We start from the raw sequence: 18,025 nt of genomic DNA on the forward strand, positions 1-18,025 counted from the left end.
CTAGTATTTCTTATACATACATACTTACATGAAATCAGGTGACTCTATGAAAAACCGTATTAAAGTAATGACGATTTTTGGAACACGTCCAGAGGCTATTAAAATGGCTCCTCTTGTATTAGAATTAAACAAACGTTCAGAAGAATTTGAATCTATCGTAACAGTAACAGCTCAGCATCGTGAAATGCTAGACCAAGTGCTGCGTGTGTTTGATATTACACCGGATCACGACTTGAACATTATGAAAGACCGTCAAACGCTTATGGATGTCACAACACGCGGACTTCAAGGACTAGATCAAGTCATGAAAGAAGTTCAGCCTGACATCGTACTTGTTCACGGCGATACAACAACAACCTTCATCGCAGGTCTTGCGGCTTTTTATAATCAAATCAAAGTAGGCCATGTAGAAGCGGGTCTTCGTACATGGAATAAATATTCTCCGTACCCGGAAGAAATGAACCGCCAGTTAACAGGTGTATTAGCGGACCTTCATTTTGCTCCTACTACCAAATCTGCGCATAACTTATTGCAGGAAAACAAAAAAGAAGAAACGTTATTTATTACAGGAAACACGGCAATCGATGCACTAAAAACAACTGTATTAGAAGAATATTCTCATCCGGTATTAGATCGTGTAGGAAATGACCGTTTAATTCTGTTAACTGCTCACCGCCGTGAAAATCTTGGTGAACCAATGCGCAATATGTTCCGTGCGATTAAGCGAATTGTAGAGGAACATGATGACGTACAAGTAGTCTACCCTGTACATTTAAATCCTGTTGTTCGTGAATTGGCAGATGAAGTGTTAGGAAATGATCCTCGCATTCAATTAATTGAACCTCTAGAAGTAGTAGATTTCCATAATTTCGCTTCGCGTGCTCATATCATTTTAACGGATTCAGGCGGCGTGCAAGAAGAAGCTCCTTCATTAGGTGTGCCGGTATTAGTACTTCGTGATACAACCGAACGTCCTGAAGGCATTGAAGCTGGAACGTTAAAGCTTGCAGGTGTAGAAGAAGAAACGATTTATTCACTTGCTAAAGAGCTTCTAACAAATGAAGAAGAATATGCACGTATGTCTAAAGCGTCGAATCCGTACGGTGACGGATTTGCTTCAAAACGTATTGCTGATGCAATTAGCGAATATTTCAGCGCTCAAAATAAGTAATTAGTAGATGGGGGAAGTTTAATCATGTCAAAAGTGAAAAAAGCAATTATTCCAGCTGCTGGATTAGGTACACGTTTCTTACCGGCAACAAAAGCAATGCCAAAAGAAATGCTGCCAATTGTAGATAAACCGACCATTCAATACATTATCGAAGAAGCAATTGAGTCTGGTATTGAAGACATTATTATTGTAACGGGTAAAGGAAAGCGTGCGATTGAAGATCATTTCGATAACGCACCCGAATTAGAACAAAACCTTGTAGAAAAGGAAAAGTTCGAACTTCTAGAAAAAGTGCGTCAATCAGCAAATGTAGAAATTCACTATATCCGTCAAAAAGAGCCAAAAGGATTAGGGCATGCGGTTTGGTGTGCGCGCAAATTTATTGGAGATGAGCCGTTTGCTGTACTGTTAGGAGACGACATTGTTCAAGCAGAAACGCCTTGCTTGCGTCAGTTAATGAATCAGTATGACGAAACGTTATCTTCTGTGATTGGTGTGCAGACGGTTCCAGAAAACGAAACGAATCGTTACGGAATTGTAGATCCTATTTCAAGCAATGGCCGCCGTTATCAAGTGGATACATTTGTTGAAAAGCCAGCATTAGGAACAGCGCCTTCTAATCTAGCTATTATGGGACGCTATATCTTCACACCTGAAATCTTCAAGTTTTTAGAACAGCAGGAAGTTGGCGCAGGTGGAGAAATCCAATTAACGGATGCGATTCAAAAGCTTAACGAGATTCAGCGTGTATTTGCTTACGACTTTGAAGGCAAGCGCTACGACGTGGGTGAAAAGCTAGGATTTATTCAAACGTCGCTAGAATTTGCTCTTCAGCATGAAGATTTACGTGAAGATTTACTTACATTTATGGATGAGCTGTTACAGAGAGAAAACGTAAAAGCTTAATTGATATTTCACTAGTTCACTTGGTGAGCTAGTGAAATTGTATTGGAGTGAAGTTGTTTTGACAAAAAGGGTACTTGTGATTTCTCAACATTTTTATCCTGAAATCGGTAGTGCAGGAAATCGTATAAAAAATATATACAAACTCTTAAAAGATGAAAATTATGACGTAAATGTACTGACGACTGAGCCTACATATCCAAATAAAAAGATATATGATGATGAACAGTTTTGGGATGATCATTCAATTGATGAAGAAAATGATGTAACGCGCATCGGTGTGAAAAATCGCAAGTATTCTAGAAGTATTATCAATCGCTTAATGTATTATTTAGAGATTGCTTTTAAAATGATGTTCTTCATTTTAACTGACAGAAAAAAGTACGATGTGATTTTTGTTACATCGCCACCTATTTTTATTGCAGTAGTTGGATTGCTTGCAAAGTATCGTTACCGGAGACCTCTTATATTGGACATTCGGGATCTATGGCCGGAGTCATTAAAAGGCGTAGGCGTATTCAATTATCCAATTGTCATTTCTGTTTTCAGCTGGCTTGAGAAAGTACTTTATGTCAAAGCCAATCACATTATTGTCAATAGCCAAGGATTTATCCACTTTATGACAAAGAAATATTCAATTCCATCAAGCAAAATTCATTTTATGCCCAATGCTGCTAATGAGACTGAAATTTCTATGGTTGAGTCTGGAAGCGATACGTTTAAAGTCATGTATGCAGGTAATATTGGGTTAGCGCAAGATGTAACGGTTCTAATGGATCTTGCAAAAGAATTGCATGAGTATAATATTGAATTGACGGTTATGGGGTATGGGTTTAAAAAGAAAGAATTTGTTCGGTTTGCGAAAGAGAATAAGTTAACGAATGTTCAATTTATTAAGCCTACAACTCGTCAAAAATGTTTACATATTATTTCAGAGCACCATATTGGTCTTGTTACATTAAACGGAAAGCAAGTGTTTGAAACGGTATTGCCTGGTAAGATTATTGATTATATGACATGTGGAATTCCAATTGTTGCATCTGTTTCTGGTTATGCAAAAGAGATTATTTTGTCACACGAAGCTGGAATTGTGTCGGATACGAATACAGCAGATGAAATGCTAAGACATATTTTACATTTGTATCAGCATCCTTCTAAGCGCAGTGAAATGTCTCGCAACAGCTTGAATTATGTAAAAAAGCATTTCTATTGGGAGAAAAATATACAAGTGTTATTACAGTTGATTGAGAATAAAGGTTCTGAACCTCTGCAAGTAGAACAGTCAGAATCAGTTGATAAGGTTGAAGTATTATGAGAAAAAATGTCTGTATGTTTGTATGGAATCATTTTACAAATGATGCGCGTGTACTACGTGAGTGCACTGCGCTATCTAAAAATGGCTACTCTGTTGATTTGATCTGTATTCATGATACGAAGAATTCAGATTTAAAACAATATGAAGAAGTAAATGAACATTTTCATGTTCATCGCGTGAAGCGCTATCCGTCTTCTCTACTATTTATGAAAAAAGCGTATCGTGCACTTCTAAAATATAAAGTGCTCGCTCTGATCGCTTTTTTGCTGTGGTTAGGAGCAGCGTACGTAGCTCCTTACGTAGTCCTTCCTGTTACAATTGTAGCTGCTCTATTATTAAAAACGAAGCTGCAAGTGGTCTGGGTAAGAGGAAGTATTATCTTAAGGATGATTTTAAAAGGCAGGAAGAAGAATTATGATATTTATCATTCGAATGATTTAAATACGCTTCCTCAAGGATTCATCTGTTCAAAGCTTCGGCTGAAGCGCAAGTATCTTGTGTATGATTCTCATGAGGTACAAACGAGTCGAACGGGTTATGACAGCGGCGTATATGCAAAAATGGAATCTTTCTTTATCAATAAGATTGACTCCATGATTGTAGAAAATCATACACGTGCCAAATACAATGAAGATTTATATGGTTTTTATCCAAACGTCGTCTACAACTATCCATTTCAACCCAAAAAGCGTCATCAAGGAACAATTGACTTACATGAACGTTTAGGGCTTCCTGAAAATGAAAAGATTCTGTTGTATCAAGGTGGTATTCAAACGGGAAGAGGCCTTGAAAAGCTAGTTCAAGCAGCGCCGTTATTTAAAGAGGGGACACTAGTCTTTATTGGAGATGGACGTATTAAGCCAGAGCTAGAGCGTATGGTAGCGGAAATGAAGTTAGAAGATAAAGTGAAATTCATTCCGAAGGTACCGCTACAAGATTTACCTAAGTATACAAAAAATGCGTACTTAGGTTTTCAAGTATTAAATAATGTTTGTTTCAATCATTACTCAGCTTCTTCAAATAAATTATTTGAATATATCATGAGCGATGTGCCTGTGGTAGCATGTGATTTCCCGGAGATTAAAAAAGTAGTAGAAGGCGAGCACATAGGATTGTGTGTAGACTCGCATGATTACGAAGAGATTGCTAGTGCTGTCAATCAATTGTTAAGAGATCCTGTGCTGCGTGCAACCATGAGTAACAACTGTAAAACAGCTAAATTTAAATATAATTGGGAAAATGAACAGCTTCAATTTCTGAAAGTCTATCAAGCAATATAAAGTAGAAAGGAGTTATTTAAAGGCATGGCCGTAGAATTAAAAAATCATGTACCTGCAGATGTGTTAGAAAAAGAACTGGCTTTGGTCAAAAAAGAGCTAATCGTGCAATTAAATATGAGAGAAAAAGAGCTCAAAGAATATAACGATCTGCAAAAGCGTTACGTAATGTTAGAGAAACGTTATGCTGCAATTACTCGATCTTTTTTGGGAAAAGTAACGTTAAAGTATTGGAAACTGAGAAGAAAACTGAGCAATAAAAACGTATCAAAGGGGAATGCTAAATGATAATCGATGTTCAAGAACGGATGAAATTGATTAATCAAAAGAGAAAATGGGTAACCGCTCCGCGTGTTCAAAACATAGAATTTGTAGAAGTTGAATTTAATAGCGGTTGGTTTAGAAAAAGTGAAGCGTCTGTTTCATTTGATACGGAGTCAAGAACTTTTACGTCTGCTTTAAATTCTACTGAATATACCTATCTAACTTATCGAGAACAAAATTTAGATTTTCAAAAAGGGCCTGAAGAAGAAATAATTAAGCCAGCCTCTCCTACAGAAACGATTGTCTTTAAGGGGAGTAGTAACGGTGCTGTAATTGAGTTATTTATTATTGAGTATGGCGAGGACGGTAAGCTCAGTACGCACAGAGTTGAAATGAATGGTGAACAAACGCTGACTTTTTCTGAAGAAGTTCAACAAATACGATTAGCGATTCGAGTAAAAGGAAGCGGAAGCTTTAAAATTGAACAGCTTTCAATTGGAGAAGAAAATTATTGGAATCAAAATGAACTTTCAACAGCAGGAAATTATATTGTACTAGAGCAAAACCAATGGTATATTCCTAAATCAAATAAGCTCTATTACAATCCTTGGGAAAAAACATTCCATATAAATTTTCCAGAAAAGCAGTTTGCTTATCTTACTCACCGAGAAGGGAATGCCTCATTTTCAACAGAATCTAAACTGGCTATTCCTTTGAATGTAGACAAGCTTTCAGTAGTATTTAATGGAGAAAAAGATTCAGCAGTTGACCTTAGATTGGCATTTATTTTCTATAGAAATGGACAAAAAGTTGAAACCACTGAACTTAAATTAGCTACTCAAAAACTAATAGTTGTTCCCGAAAAGGCTGATTCGATGCGCCTGGCTATTAGAGCCGCTGGACAAGGTGAATTTTCTATCCATAATCTTATTATAAATAATGTGTCATATTGGTGGAATAAGGATATTAAATGGAATGCACAATATCCGTTAAGTGATACTTCTTATAAGTTGTTATTAAATCAAAAAACATTGGTTGGATGGGAAGAGTCAAATAATCAAGTTGTTTATTCTCCTTGGAACCGAGTATTTGAATCAAAGCTCCAAGGAAATGAATTTATTCATTTACATTGCCTTGGCGCAAATGAAAATAGCACATACCGCTTAACGCCTAAAAAAGATTATAACTATACGATAATTCCTGTCGGACAAACCGATGGAGATGTAGAAGTTTCAGTATTAGCTGTTGGCTATAAGAATGGAAAGAAAGTAGAGTTCCATCAACTAGCACTTAATAACCAATCTCCACTTCGTTTTCAAAAAGACACGGAGTATGTGGAATTCTTAGTTCGAGTGACAGGCCAAGGGTTCTTTAAAGGACTAAAGCTTTGTTACAATGAAGAGCCCATTGAAATTACAAACCAGCTTGAATTAGATTTAAAAGATTCTAATTGGTTTATAGGTTCAAAAAAAGCTTTACAATTGTCAGCACAAGAAAAGTCGCTAGAAGGACATGCAGATATTGAAGATGGAAAAAACGTGTACATGTCTTACAAAGAAACAAATAATAGTTTCAAAATGTTGCCTACCCATCATTTAATGACTATGCAGAATGGCTTTGAGTACGAATTTTTTGTAAAAGGAAAAGTAGAAGAAGGCGTTACGGTTATTCCAATGTTTATCGGCTACTCTGATAATGAGAAAGTTCAAGTTTTACAGTTGAAATTTAACTCACTGACAAGAATTCAACCCCATCCTGATGTAAAACAATTTAGAGTTGCTTTACGTATCTCAGGAAAAGGTGATTTTTTAGTAGATACGTTTGATGTGAATGAGATGAAAACAATTGAGGCGCAATTTCCAATTAATTATATGGATAAAGCAGAAGTAGATGCTTTCAAAACATTGCCTTCTAAATCAATTAGAGAAATGAAAATGGCCGTTATTTTCGATGAATTTACTACTGCATCTTATGAGCACGAATGTACATTGATTAAGATGACGCCGGATAATTGGCTTGAGGTCATGACAAAGGAACAGCCAGATTTATTAATGGTAGAATCCGCATGGCGAGGTAACGGTGGTGTTTGGGATAAGCAAGTTGGCTATTACGGCGAAGAAAACATGAAGCCCCTTTTCTCTATGTTGCAATGGTGTAAAGAACATAATGTTCCTACAGTATTTTGGAATAAAGAAGATCCTGTTCACTTTAATCGTTTTATTGAAACGGCTAAACGCTTTGATTATATCTTCACGACAGATGAGAATATGGTTCCGTTCTATCAAGAGCATGCAGGACATCAAAATGCATTTTCATTGCCTTTTGCTGCACAGCCTGCTATTCACAACCCGACAAAAATAGTCGATAAGCGAGAGAACAAAGCTTGTTTTGCAGGTTCTTATTATCGTCGTCATGAAGAAAGATGTATTGATATGGACCGTTTATTGGATGCGGCTGCAAAAGTAGGTTTAGATATTTACGACCGAAATTATGTACAAAACCTAAAAGGATTAATGCCTAATCATCAATTCCCTGATCGTTTTCAACCGTTTATCAAAGGAAATTTAAAATATTATGAAATCGATAAAGCTTATAAAGGCTATCAAGTAATGATTAACGTAAACACGGTAAAAGAATCTCCTACAATGTTTTCACGTCGAGTATACGAAGGCTTAGCTTGTGGTACACCGGTTATTAGTACCTATGCTCAAGGTATTGAAGAAATTTTTGGTGATTTGGTATACATGTCCGAGAATCCTGAAAGTTTGTATGAAGAATTCAAAAAGCTGCTAGAAGATGAAAGGTATTATGAACAAAAGGCTCTAACGGGTATTCGAGATGTATTGACAAAGCACACGTATACACACCGGTTGAAGTACATTATTGAAAAGGTTGGCTTGAATTTCGTTGCTACTTCACCAGCTGTTACGGTTGTGGCATGTGCTAACAGTTTGAAAGAGTATGAAGAAATTGTTGAGCAATTTGATCGTCAAACCTACGAAAATAAGCAATTATATATATTAGTTGACACGTTTGATGGATATTTAAATCTTTATAACAAATACAATACGGCTACTATTCATACGTTTGTGCGCAGTTATATGCATAATTACTTAAATATTCGTGATTGGATTTCTAGTCCTTATGTGACATACTTTGATAAGGAAAGCTACTATGGATCCAATTACTTATTGGATTTAATGTTAAGTACAACGTTTACTGATAGCGATTTTATTGGAAAAGCTACTTACTACACGTTAGATCAAGAGCAAGTGAAAGAGCAAAATGAAGGTAGAGAGTACGAATACGTAACAGATTTGTCTCCAGAGCGTACCGTTGCCAAAACAACTGTATACAGTAATGTTTCACTTGAAAAAGTAATTGAAATGTTCGAACAGAATCAACGCTTAGCATCTTATGCGAGATATGGAAAGCAATTTTTTAGTAATGATAAATTTAACTACTTAAAAATTAAAAACCATACTGATAAAAAACTAGATTCTATTCTAAAACAAGTAGAGTTATGAGGTTTTAATAATGAGAAAAACAAAAGTGTTATTTGCAGGGCATGATTTAAAATTTGCGGGTATTATTATGAATGATCTCTCAAATAGAGCAGAATATGAAATTAAAACGGATGAGTGGACCGGACACAATGCTCACGATGAAGCACAAAGCAAATTATGTTTGGAATGGGCAGACGTTATTGTTTGCGAATGGGGTTTAGGAAATGCTGTATGGTACTCAAACCACAAGAAGCCTCATCAACGTCTAATCGTTCGGATGCACCTTCAAGAAAGAGATACAGTCTATCCATTGCAGTTTAATATGGAAAAAATCGATAGGATTATTGCCATTTCTCCTTATGTATATGAAGAATTTTATCGCATCTTCAAGTTTCCGCGCGAGAAAATGACAATGATTTATAATATTGTTGATGCCAACAGATTAGATAAGCCTAAAGTGAATGATGCTAGATTCCACCTTGGTATTATTGGAATATGTCCGCAGCGAAAAAGACTAGATCTAGCTGTAGATATGTTTGAGAAACTATGGCTTGAAGATAATAGATATAAACTATATGTGAAGGGGAAAATGCCTCAGGAGTATTCTTGGTTATGGAACAAAGAAGAAGAAAGAGAATACTACGAAGGCATATTTGCTCGTATCGAAAATGCTCCTTGGAAGAATTCTGTTGTCTTTGAAGGGTTTGGAGATATTTCTGAATGGTTATCGAAAGTAGGTTTTGTACTATCTACGAGTGATTTTGAGAGTTTTCATCTTTCTCCAAGTGAGGGTATGGCTTCCGGTTCATATCCAATCATCTTGAAATGGGATGGCAGCGACACTATTTACCCTAAGGAATATTTATTTGCAGATGTAGAAGAAGCTGTAGAACGTATTACGTTGCTAAATTCTTCTGCATTACCAAACGACTTTTCTAACGCCAAAGATTATGTAAGAGCAAATTTTGGGGTAGAACAAATCACCAACCAGTGGAGTCAACTGATAGATGAATTAAGTGCAACCGTTGTTAAGTAGTTATATACATATAGATACTGCTGTTTAATGCATGACGTGGTATGTATGTTTGTATTTATAAATTTATATTTTAGTAGTACTCAGGAGGAAATAAAATGAAACTTTGTACAGTAGGATTAGGATATATTGGATTACCAACGTCTATTATGTTTGCAAAACATGATGTGGATGTTGTAGGTGTCGACGTAAGTCAACGCGTAATTGAATCATTAAACAATGGAAAAATCCATTTAGAAGAGCCTGGTTTGCAGGAAGCATTAAATGAAGTAATTGAAAAAGGTACATTCCGCGCAGCATTACAGCCGGAAAAAGCAGATGCATTCATCGTAGCTGTACCAACACCAAACCATGATGACCAACACAAATCTTGTGATCTATCATATGTATTAAGCGCTGTAAGCAACGTCATTCCTTACTTAGAAAAAGGAAACGTATTAATCGTAGAATCTACAATCGCACCGCGTAGCATGGATGACCATGTAAAACCGCTAGTAGAAGCAGCTGGCTTTGAAGTTGGAAAAGACGTGTTCTTAGTACATTGTCCAGAACGTGTACTTCCAGGACAAATTCTTCACGAACTAATCCACAACAACCGTATTGTTGGAGGACTTACGCCAAATTGTACAGAAGCTGGTGCAATGGTATACAGCACATTTGTACAAGGTGAAATCATTAAGACAGATGCAAAAACAGCAGAAATGTCAAAACTAATGGAAAACACATTCCGTGACGTAAACATCGCGCTAGCAAACGAATTAACAAAAGTATGTAACGAATTAGAAATCGATGCGCTAGAAGTTGTTCAAATGGCTAACAAGCATCCGCGTGTAAATCTTCATACACCAGGACCAGGTGTAGGCGGACACTGCTTGGCTGTAGATCCATATTTCATCGTTGCGAAAGCGCCTAAAACAGCTCAGCTTATTAATCTAGCAAGAACAATTAACACGTCTATGCCTCAATACGTAGTAGACAACACAAATGCTCTAATGGAAAAAGTAGACGGCCGCGTTGTGACAGTATTCGGTTTAACGTATAAAGGAAACGTAGACGATATCCGTGAAAGTCCGGCAATGGAAATCTATGATTTATTAAAAGCAGAGGGCAAATACGAAATTCGCGCATTTGATCCTCACGTGGAACAAGATTGGGTTGAGCAAGATATCAAGGAAGCTGTACGCAACTCTGACCTAGTTCTTGTGTTAACAGACCATAATGAATTCAAAGAATTAAACTGGAGTGAATTAGAAGGTATGGCAACAAAACGTATTTTCGATACGAAAAACGTGGTAGCTAACCGTTCTGACGATTTCAGTTACATTAACTATGGCAACCTACATGCATTCCTTAAGAAGGAAGAAGTAATGGCATGAATCTTGTAGGGAGGATTTTGAAAGAACAATCCTCGAATTTTCATTTGATTTTAAGGCTAGCTCGTTACGATATGAAAGGCAAATACCAATTGCATTATTTAGGAGCTGTATGGCAGTTTTTAACTCCTGTTATACAGGTTCTTCTATATTGGCTGGTGTTTGGAATTGGCATTCGAGGAGGAGCACCTGTTCACGGTGTACCATTTTTTGCATGGTTAATGGTAGGGCTAATTCCTTGGTTTTTTATTAGTCCATCAATTCTTCAAGGTTCTAACAGTGTATATGCAAGAGTAAGTCTCGTATCCAAAATGAAGTTCCCGGTAAGTATTTTACCTACAGTCACTATCATTAGTAACTCTTTTCAATTAATTGTCATGTTAGTTGTATTAGCGTTTATTTTTATAGTATATGGAATTAATCCTGGACTACATATCTTGCAATTGCCTTATTATTTGGTGTCATTATTTGTTTTCTTGTTTGCCGTTACGTTGTTAGGTTCTACAATCTCAACAATTGTAAGAGATTTTCAACAAGCCTTACAAGCCATTATGAGAATGATGGTGTATTTATTACCTATCCTGTGGGATCAATCTAGACTTCCACACGTATTCCAAACTGTTTTGAAGCTAAATCCTATCTATTATTTAATAGAAGGGTTTCGTAATAGTTTTCTAGGGTACGCTTGGTTCTATGATGATTGGATATATACACTGTATTTTTGGGTTGTTACGTTATTAATACTGTTAGTAGGATCCGTTCTACATATAAAATTCAGGAAAAAGTTTATCGATTACTTGTAATCTAGGAGCTTAAATTTATGAAGCTAAAGGTTCAATTTGAAAATGTAAGTAAAAAGTACGTACTTTACCAAAAGCGATCTGATAAAATACGAGAAGTGTTTTTTCCGAAGAAGCAGAATGAAAGCTTTTATGCATTAAGAGATGTTTCCTTTTCTGTGTACGAGGGAGAAGTGATTGGAATTGTTGGGGTAAACGGTTCAGGAAAATCAACCCTTTCTAATATCCTATCTCAAGTGGTTCCTCCTACTTCTGGAGAATTAACGATTAATGGTGAAACGTCATTAATTGCCATATCTGCAGGTCTCAACAATAATTTAAGCGGCTATGAAAATATAGAATTAAAATGCTTGATGCATGGATTAACAAAAGAAGAAATCAAGCAAATTACCCCGAAAATTATTGAGTTTGCAGATATAGGTAAATTTATTAATCAGCCTGTTAAAAATTATTCTAGTGGAATGAAATCCAGACTGGGCTTTGCGATATCCGTTCATACAAATCCTGACATTTTAGTAGTTGATGAAGCCTTGTCCGTTGGAGATCAAACATTTTATGATAAGTGTTTAACAAAAATTAATGAATTTAAAGAAGATGGAAAAACAATTTTTTTCATTAGTCACTCCGTATCTCAAATTAGAAATATTTGTGATAAGGTAATTTGGATGCATTTTGGTCAGTTACGAAAATTTGGACGTACAAGAGCTGTGCTGGCCAGCTATAAGAAATTTATAGAATGGTTTAACAAGCTAAGTGATGAAGATAAAAAGTTATACAAAACGAAAATGCTAAATCAGCAGCAAGCTGCAATTTCTCAGGTGAAAGAACATAGAGAACCTATTCTCACAACTGCTGATCAGCGTTTTCAAAGATATCAGAGTCAAAAAATGAATAAGAAGCGAAGAATTCAATTAAGGGTTCAGCTAAGCTTATTATGTACACTTTCTGTTTTACTAGCTGTTTTTATGTTTTTATAAAAGCTTTATGAACTAGAGAAGTGTGTAAGTTTCACTAAAACATACGAGGTGACTAAAAATGAAAGCAAAGTTATTTATTCCGGTTGTAGCGGGTATGTTATTATTTGCAGGTTGCAGCAACAAAGAAGAAGCTGCATCTCCTAAGAAAGCATCTGAACAATCAGAAGTTAAAACAGAACTTACAGCGGTTTCACTTAAAAACTTCGGCAATAAACGTTTAGAGGTAACAACAAAAGCTAAGGGAACGGATGTAAAATATGCTTATTATATTCACAAAGATAATAAGGCATTTAAAAAGATTTCCTATTCTAAGGATAGTTCATTGAAGTTTCCTTTAAAAGAGTCTGGTCGTTACAAAGTACGTGTATTTGCAAAAGGATCTGACGATAAAAAAGTAGTTAAAAGTACGAACGCTGTTAATGTAGTAATAGATGATAAAGATAAAAAAGATAAGTAAATAAAAAAAGTGTAGCTTCTGCTACACTTTTTTTATTTATTTTAAATTTAAACTTTCTTTTAATTCAGTAGACAGCTGATTGCGAGTGTCATCAGATACCGCATAATAGTAGATACCGTTGATTTTTTCGCCTTTTCCATCTATTTGAAGCTGCTCTGAATTTTTGCGTGCGTCTTTATAGTTTGATTGAATCTGTTTCATATCATCAAATGTAAGGTTTGTTTTTACATTTTGACCAATTGCATCTAAAATCGTACCGTAGTTTGTTAAAGACTGAACGCTAGCTCCTTCGTCAATAACGCCTTCAATTACTTGACGCTGACGCTGCTGACGTCCAAAGTCACCGCGAGGGTCTTGTTTACGCATACGAGTGAAAGCCAATGCTTCTTTACCATCTAATTTCAAAGGTCCTTTTTGGAAGCTGTAGCCGTCATAATTAAACGCAAGGTTATTGTTTACAGTTACGCCGCCAACAGCGTCTACAATGTCTTTAAAGCTTTCCATATTCACTTGAACATAATAGTCTACAGGAATGTCTAAGAATTTTTCTACCGTATTTACAGCCATATCTACGCCACCAAATGCGTAAGCGTGGTTAATTTTATCTTGTGTTCCTTTTCCGACAATTTCAGTTCGCGTATCACGTGGAATACTTACCATCTTCATAGACTGTGTCTTTGGGTTTACCGTCATTAAAATAGTAGAATCTGAACGTCCTCGGTCACCGGCACGCTGATCTACTCCCAATAGTAAAATAGAAATAGGATCGCCATTTGCTAAGCTCACTTTAGTTGAGCGCTTTTCAGATACATCACGTTTTAACGGTTCGTGAGTTTGTGTGAATGTCTTTTCAACAGAATGCCATATGCTATATGCATAGCCTGCTACACCTAGAATTAATACTAAAATAATACCAAGAATAATTTTGAACGCGCGTTTCTTTTTCGGTTTTTTTCGTTTGCGTCTGCGCGCATTTGAAGGTTGTACTTGTTCTTCCATGTGGAACCTCTCTTCCTTTTCCTTATGTATTGATAAAATAAATGTCTTCTATGTAAGCCATTATTCTTATCTTTTTCATCAGAAAACACGTCAAAATGATTAAAAAAATGACAAATTTAATCAAATTTCTTCATGTACTTTAAAATTATATTATAATAAAAGAAAAAAAGAAAGATATAGTAAGGGAGACATTTTATGAAAATTTTAATTAACGTATTTGCTATTCTCATCTTTATCTCATCTTTAGTAGCAGGAAAGATGTATTGGAATCATCAATTAGACAAGCAGTTTGAATCAAAGCCTACGAGAGTAAGCGCAGCAGAAACAGAAAAAGATATGCAAACTGAGACTAAGAACTTGCCGGAATCAATTATGAAGAAATTAGAAAAGGCAAAGGAAACAGGAAATCCTGTAAAACTTGTAATTGTGGGGTCTGCTCCTGAGAAAGACGTAAAGACGTGGGGAGCTTTATTAAAAGAAAAAGTGGAAGATACATATGGAACGGATTTGATAAATGTAGAGTTGTATGAATATAAACAAATGAATACATTACAATTTGTGAAAACAAAAACGTATGAAGAAATTACAAAAGCAAAGCCTGATATCTTGCTCTTTGAACCATTTTTATTAAATGATAATGGAGTAGTAGGAATTGACAACACGCTTGAGAATTTAGATGTTGTCATGAAGCACATTGAAGCTGAAAACAAAAACTTAGTAACGATTTTTCAGCCTTCAGCACCAGTTTATCAGGCAAAAAATTACCCCAATGATGTAAAAGCTCTAGAGGATTTTTCAAAAGAAAACGGGTACGAATTTATTAACCATTGGAAATCTTGGCCTGATTACAATTCAAAGGAAATTACAGAATACTTAACCGATGTACCAGGTCAGCCTAATGAAAAAGGTGAACAAGTATGGGCAGACTTTTTAATCCATTACTTTACTAATAATTAAATACAGGTAATGAAAAAACAAGATCTTTTATGAAAAGATCTTGTTTTTTTGGGTAAGATTATTTAGTTCATGAAGAAACTTTTGGTAGTAGGAAGATTCATAATGTCTAGGAGATAAACCCCACTTGTGATTTTCATCCGCCAACACTTCACCTTCAATTTCTAAATAACAAGCATTATGAATGTTATCAGCTAAATAAGAATACATGTATTCAAGCTTCTCATTATTGAAATGAATTTCTTCAATATTATCAAAAGATTGAATGATGCCGTCTTTATCCACATATTTTTCTTGCCATAGAGCTTTATGTATAATAACTTGTTCGATGCTACTGTTGTTAATTTCTTCTATAAACTTGTCAGCAGAGCTTTTCCAAAGCTCATCTGTCTTGTCTACAAATTGTTTTCCTTTTAAATCTGTCACTAAATTTGATCGAGTGAATTCATCAGAATAAGTAAAATAACTTTCTCCACGTTTCATAATTCTTAAACGTTCAGATAACAAGTCAATGATTAAGACTTGCGCTTCGGTTTCTCTTACGTTTTTAAAAAACAATTTATTTAAATCGTTATACACACATCTTTTTTGAAAGTTTGACTCTAAAGAAATTCGATGTATGGACATATTCATGGAATTCGATGCTAGCGATATAATATTAGTTCTAGCAAAATAACTATTTATTTCATAATCATGATCAAACATAGCAAACGGATCTCTAGAAACGCAGCTTCCTAGAATATCTATCTTTTTATTCAAATCAATTAACAACTCCTATTCAGTGTAAACCTGTCCTATTTTTAAACACATATAAAAAATATATACGAATAAGGATAATGATGTCAATGTAAAATAGGTATATTTTCATTCATCTATTTCCTTTTTACTAGAATGAAAGCTTAGAAAATCATTGTTATTTATTCCTTTAATCAAGAAGAAAAAACTGTCTGAGACATTTCATTACAAAACAAAGGTCTATCACTACGTAAATAGAGCATAAAGGAAGATTTATACTTATATTGGAAGAAAGAAAAAAAGTAGTGTGCTATAATATAACTCATGGAATACTATCCATGATCTGAGGCATAGAAAGAGGAGAAAAAAATGATAGATATATATACCAATATCTTGCCAAATGTGAACAGTGGTCCCAAAAGTGTAGAAGAATTTTTAGAAATGGCAAATGTATTAGTGAAACAAGGAGTAACAGAAGTCGTAGCAGCACCTCTTTATGATGGAAAAGATTCCAGCTGTAGAGAAAGTGTTGATCTTGCGAATGAATGGTTAAGAAAATCTTCTATTTCGTTAAGCGTTTTACCAGGTCAAAAAGTAATTGCCTCTACCAATATGATTGTATCAAATGAAGAGTATTACACGATGACAATAAATGAAAATGAAAAATATATGTTTTTACACATTCCACAAGACGTGGAAATTGAAGTGTTAGAAAATATTGCTTACGAGCTTCAGCTAAAAGGTATTGTACCGGTTTTAAATGAGCCTGAGTGCCATTCATTATTTGTGGAAAACCCTCCGCACTTGTACAAGCTCGTAAAAAATGGAGCAGTCGTTCAGCTGTCTGCACAAAGTGTGCTGGGCGGCAACGGCAGTAAAGCTAAAAAAGCAGCTTATCAGTTCATTGATCACGGATTAGCACACGTTATTGCATCTGGCGTGAATCGTGAAAATTACCAGCAGTACGGCCTGCAAAAAGCTTATTCAGCCGTTTCTAAAAAATACGGCAACAGCAAGCTCTATCATTTTATGGAAAATGCTGAGGCTATTGCGAGCGGGAAGGCTGTTTATAAACAAGAGCCTGAGCGCATCAAAAAAACAAAATTTCTAGGAATTTTTTAACTTTTCCCTTTGTACCCTGATTAACTTCTGTTTAATCAGGGTATTTGCATACAAAGACCTATTTAAATCCCTTCTTTTATCATCAATATTTGGAGTTATTTTACAAATTATGTTTGCGTTTTCACATAGAGTGATAGTAAAATATTGTTAGTTAAGTAGATGACAGGAAAGTACGCGGTTTTCCGGGGTTCGTGGTGGTAAATGTCGAGAAGAATACATAGTTTCACATTTGAAATCGTCGTAGAATAGAGCTATACAAAACGCAGGGAGGGAAATAAAGTGATTGATATTCATACGTACATATTGCCTAATATCGATAGCGGACCTGAGGAAGTAGACGGTTTTTTGAAGATGGCACGCTCCTTAGCGGATCAAGGCGTTCAGTCCGTTGTGGCGACGCCGCTTTATGATAGCGATCAAGAGTTTATGAAACACCATTTATTTCTCTATGTAAATGCAGCTAATGAATGGCTTACAAATTCATGTGTTCCTCTACAAGTATTACCAGGTCAGCTTGTCCCTTTATCGCCTCAACTTCTGCGAAACTATGAGCGAAATCAGCTTCTTACGCTTAATCACACCGATAAATATTTGTTTCTTTCACTGCCTGACTATGATATCTCACCTTATTTTGAAAAAACGCTGTATGATCTTCTCACAAAAGGCGTTGTGCCTATTCTACGTTCACCAGAATGTCATCCGATTTTCCGAGATCACCCTGAGCGTTTGTATGGGCTTGTTAAAAAAGGCGTGCTCGTTCAGCTAAGCGCTGCTAGTATTCTCGGTTTAAACGGAAAAAAAGAAAGAAAAGCGGCCTGTATGTTTATTAAATACCGCTTAGCCCACGTGATTGCCTCTGGCGTTCATGCTCGCAATTACCACGACTATTCACTTTCAAAAGCGTATGATTATATTTCCGATATGTACGGTGCGTCAGAACTTTATTTTTTTATCGAAAATGCAGAAGCAATTATCGACGGTCGTCCGGTGCATCAATTAGAGCCTGAGCCGATGAAAAAATTTAGTTTATTTAAATTATTTAGCTGAAAACAAGGGACTTTTCCATAAAAACGGGAAAGTCCCTTGTTTTGTCTTTCTTTCATTGTGGTATGGAATAGAAACAAAGTTAAAGAAAGGAA

The 18,025-nt window shown here is 35.6% G+C and carries 15 protein-coding genes and 1 pseudogene; 14 read left to right on the forward strand and 2 right to left on the reverse strand.

Features of this window, described 5'->3' with window-relative positions; translation table 11 throughout:
- The first annotated feature begins 46 nt into the window (after positions 1-46).
- The 11 genes and pseudogenes from wecB (at position 47) to ACNHOZ_RS14680 (ending at position 13,076) form a co-directional block, all read left to right on the forward strand.
- Positions 47-1,171, forward strand: a complete 1,125-nt coding sequence (wecB, locus tag ACNHOZ_RS14630) for a non-hydrolyzing UDP-N-acetylglucosamine 2-epimerase (protein ID WP_115653272.1) — start codon at positions 47-49, stop codon at positions 1,169-1,171.
- A gap of 24 nt (positions 1,172-1,195) precedes the next feature.
- Positions 1,196-2,077: a UTP--glucose-1-phosphate uridylyltransferase GalU gene (galU, locus tag ACNHOZ_RS14635; protein ID WP_045293121.1), complete on the forward strand. Its 882-nt coding sequence runs from the start codon at positions 1,196-1,198 to the stop codon at positions 2,075-2,077.
- Between the two features lie 58 nt (positions 2,078-2,135).
- Complete coding sequence (locus tag ACNHOZ_RS14640) at positions 2,136-3,389, forward strand: glycosyltransferase family 4 protein (protein WP_447697222.1); 1,254 nt, start codon at positions 2,136-2,138, stop codon at positions 3,387-3,389.
- Complete coding sequence (locus tag ACNHOZ_RS14645; protein ID WP_447697246.1) at positions 3,383-4,669, forward strand: glycosyltransferase; 1,287 nt, start codon at positions 3,383-3,385, stop codon at positions 4,667-4,669. Before ACNHOZ_RS14640 ends, ACNHOZ_RS14645 begins: the two co-directional genes overlap by 7 nt.
- Positions 4,670-4,693: 24 nt before the next feature.
- The gene (locus ACNHOZ_RS14650; protein ID WP_050691311.1) at positions 4,694-4,954 is read left to right on the forward strand and encodes a hypothetical protein; all 261 of its coding nucleotides are present in this window, start codon (positions 4,694-4,696) and stop codon (positions 4,952-4,954) included.
- On the forward strand, positions 4,951-8,457 hold the full coding sequence (locus ACNHOZ_RS14655) for a CgeB family protein (RefSeq protein WP_310876380.1): 3,507 nt from the start codon (positions 4,951-4,953) through the stop codon (positions 8,455-8,457). The genes ACNHOZ_RS14650 and ACNHOZ_RS14655 overlap by 4 nt, the downstream gene beginning before the upstream one ends.
- A gap of 10 nt (positions 8,458-8,467) precedes the next feature.
- The gene (locus ACNHOZ_RS14660) at positions 8,468-9,472 is read left to right on the forward strand and encodes a glycosyltransferase family 4 protein (RefSeq protein ID WP_430051265.1); all 1,005 of its coding nucleotides are present in this window, start codon (positions 8,468-8,470) and stop codon (positions 9,470-9,472) included.
- 95 nt (positions 9,473-9,567) lie between these two features.
- The gene (locus ACNHOZ_RS14665; RefSeq protein ID WP_043979840.1) at positions 9,568-10,845 is read left to right on the forward strand and encodes a nucleotide sugar dehydrogenase; all 1,278 of its coding nucleotides are present in this window, start codon (positions 9,568-9,570) and stop codon (positions 10,843-10,845) included.
- A complete protein-coding gene (locus ACNHOZ_RS14670; RefSeq protein ID WP_064471427.1) occupies positions 10,842-11,645 on the forward strand; it encodes an ABC transporter permease in 804 nt (267 codons plus the stop codon). The genes ACNHOZ_RS14665 and ACNHOZ_RS14670 overlap by 4 nt, the downstream gene beginning before the upstream one ends.
- Before the next feature lie 17 nt (positions 11,646-11,662).
- A pseudogene (tagH, locus tag ACNHOZ_RS14675) lies at positions 11,663-12,613 on the forward strand (teichoic acids export ABC transporter ATP-binding subunit TagH); the annotation flags it as partial.
- 64 nt (positions 12,614-12,677) lie between these two features.
- On the forward strand, positions 12,678-13,076 hold the full coding sequence (locus tag ACNHOZ_RS14680; protein ID WP_064471429.1) for a triple tyrosine motif-containing protein: 399 nt from the start codon (positions 12,678-12,680) through the stop codon (positions 13,074-13,076).
- Between the two features lie 36 nt (positions 13,077-13,112).
- On the opposite strand, the gene tagU is transcribed toward ACNHOZ_RS14680, so the two are convergent.
- Positions 13,113-14,075, reverse strand: coding sequence for a polyisoprenyl-teichoic acid--peptidoglycan teichoic acid transferase TagU (gene tagU, locus ACNHOZ_RS14685; RefSeq protein WP_447697223.1), 963 nt, complete (start codon positions 14,073-14,075; stop codon positions 13,113-13,115).
- A gap of 195 nt (positions 14,076-14,270) precedes the next feature.
- Between tagU and ACNHOZ_RS14690 the strand changes: the two genes are divergently transcribed.
- Positions 14,271-15,032 (forward strand): SGNH/GDSL hydrolase family protein, encoded by a 762-nt coding sequence (locus ACNHOZ_RS14690; RefSeq protein WP_447697224.1) that lies wholly within the window; start codon positions 14,271-14,273, stop codon positions 15,030-15,032.
- Between the two features lie 27 nt (positions 15,033-15,059).
- Here the strand turns inward: ACNHOZ_RS14690 and ACNHOZ_RS14695 are convergent, their stop codons facing one another.
- Positions 15,060-15,788, reverse strand: a complete 729-nt coding sequence (locus ACNHOZ_RS14695) for a DUF6270 domain-containing protein (RefSeq protein WP_447697225.1) — start codon at positions 15,786-15,788, stop codon at positions 15,060-15,062.
- A 345-nt stretch (positions 15,789-16,133) separates the two neighbouring features.
- On the opposite strand from ACNHOZ_RS14695, the gene ACNHOZ_RS14700 reads away from it, so the two are divergent.
- Together ACNHOZ_RS14700 and ACNHOZ_RS14705 are read left to right on the forward strand one after the other, a co-directional pair.
- Positions 16,134-16,886 (forward strand): CpsB/CapC family capsule biosynthesis tyrosine phosphatase, encoded by a 753-nt coding sequence (locus ACNHOZ_RS14700; protein ID WP_098332213.1) that lies wholly within the window; start codon positions 16,134-16,136, stop codon positions 16,884-16,886.
- 279 nt (positions 16,887-17,165) lie between these two features.
- Complete coding sequence (locus tag ACNHOZ_RS14705) at positions 17,166-17,933, forward strand: tyrosine-protein phosphatase (protein ID WP_447697226.1); 768 nt, start codon at positions 17,166-17,168, stop codon at positions 17,931-17,933.
- The last annotated feature ends 92 nt before the right edge of the window (positions 17,934-18,025 follow it).

The organism is Priestia sp. D51, assembly GCF_053345675.1.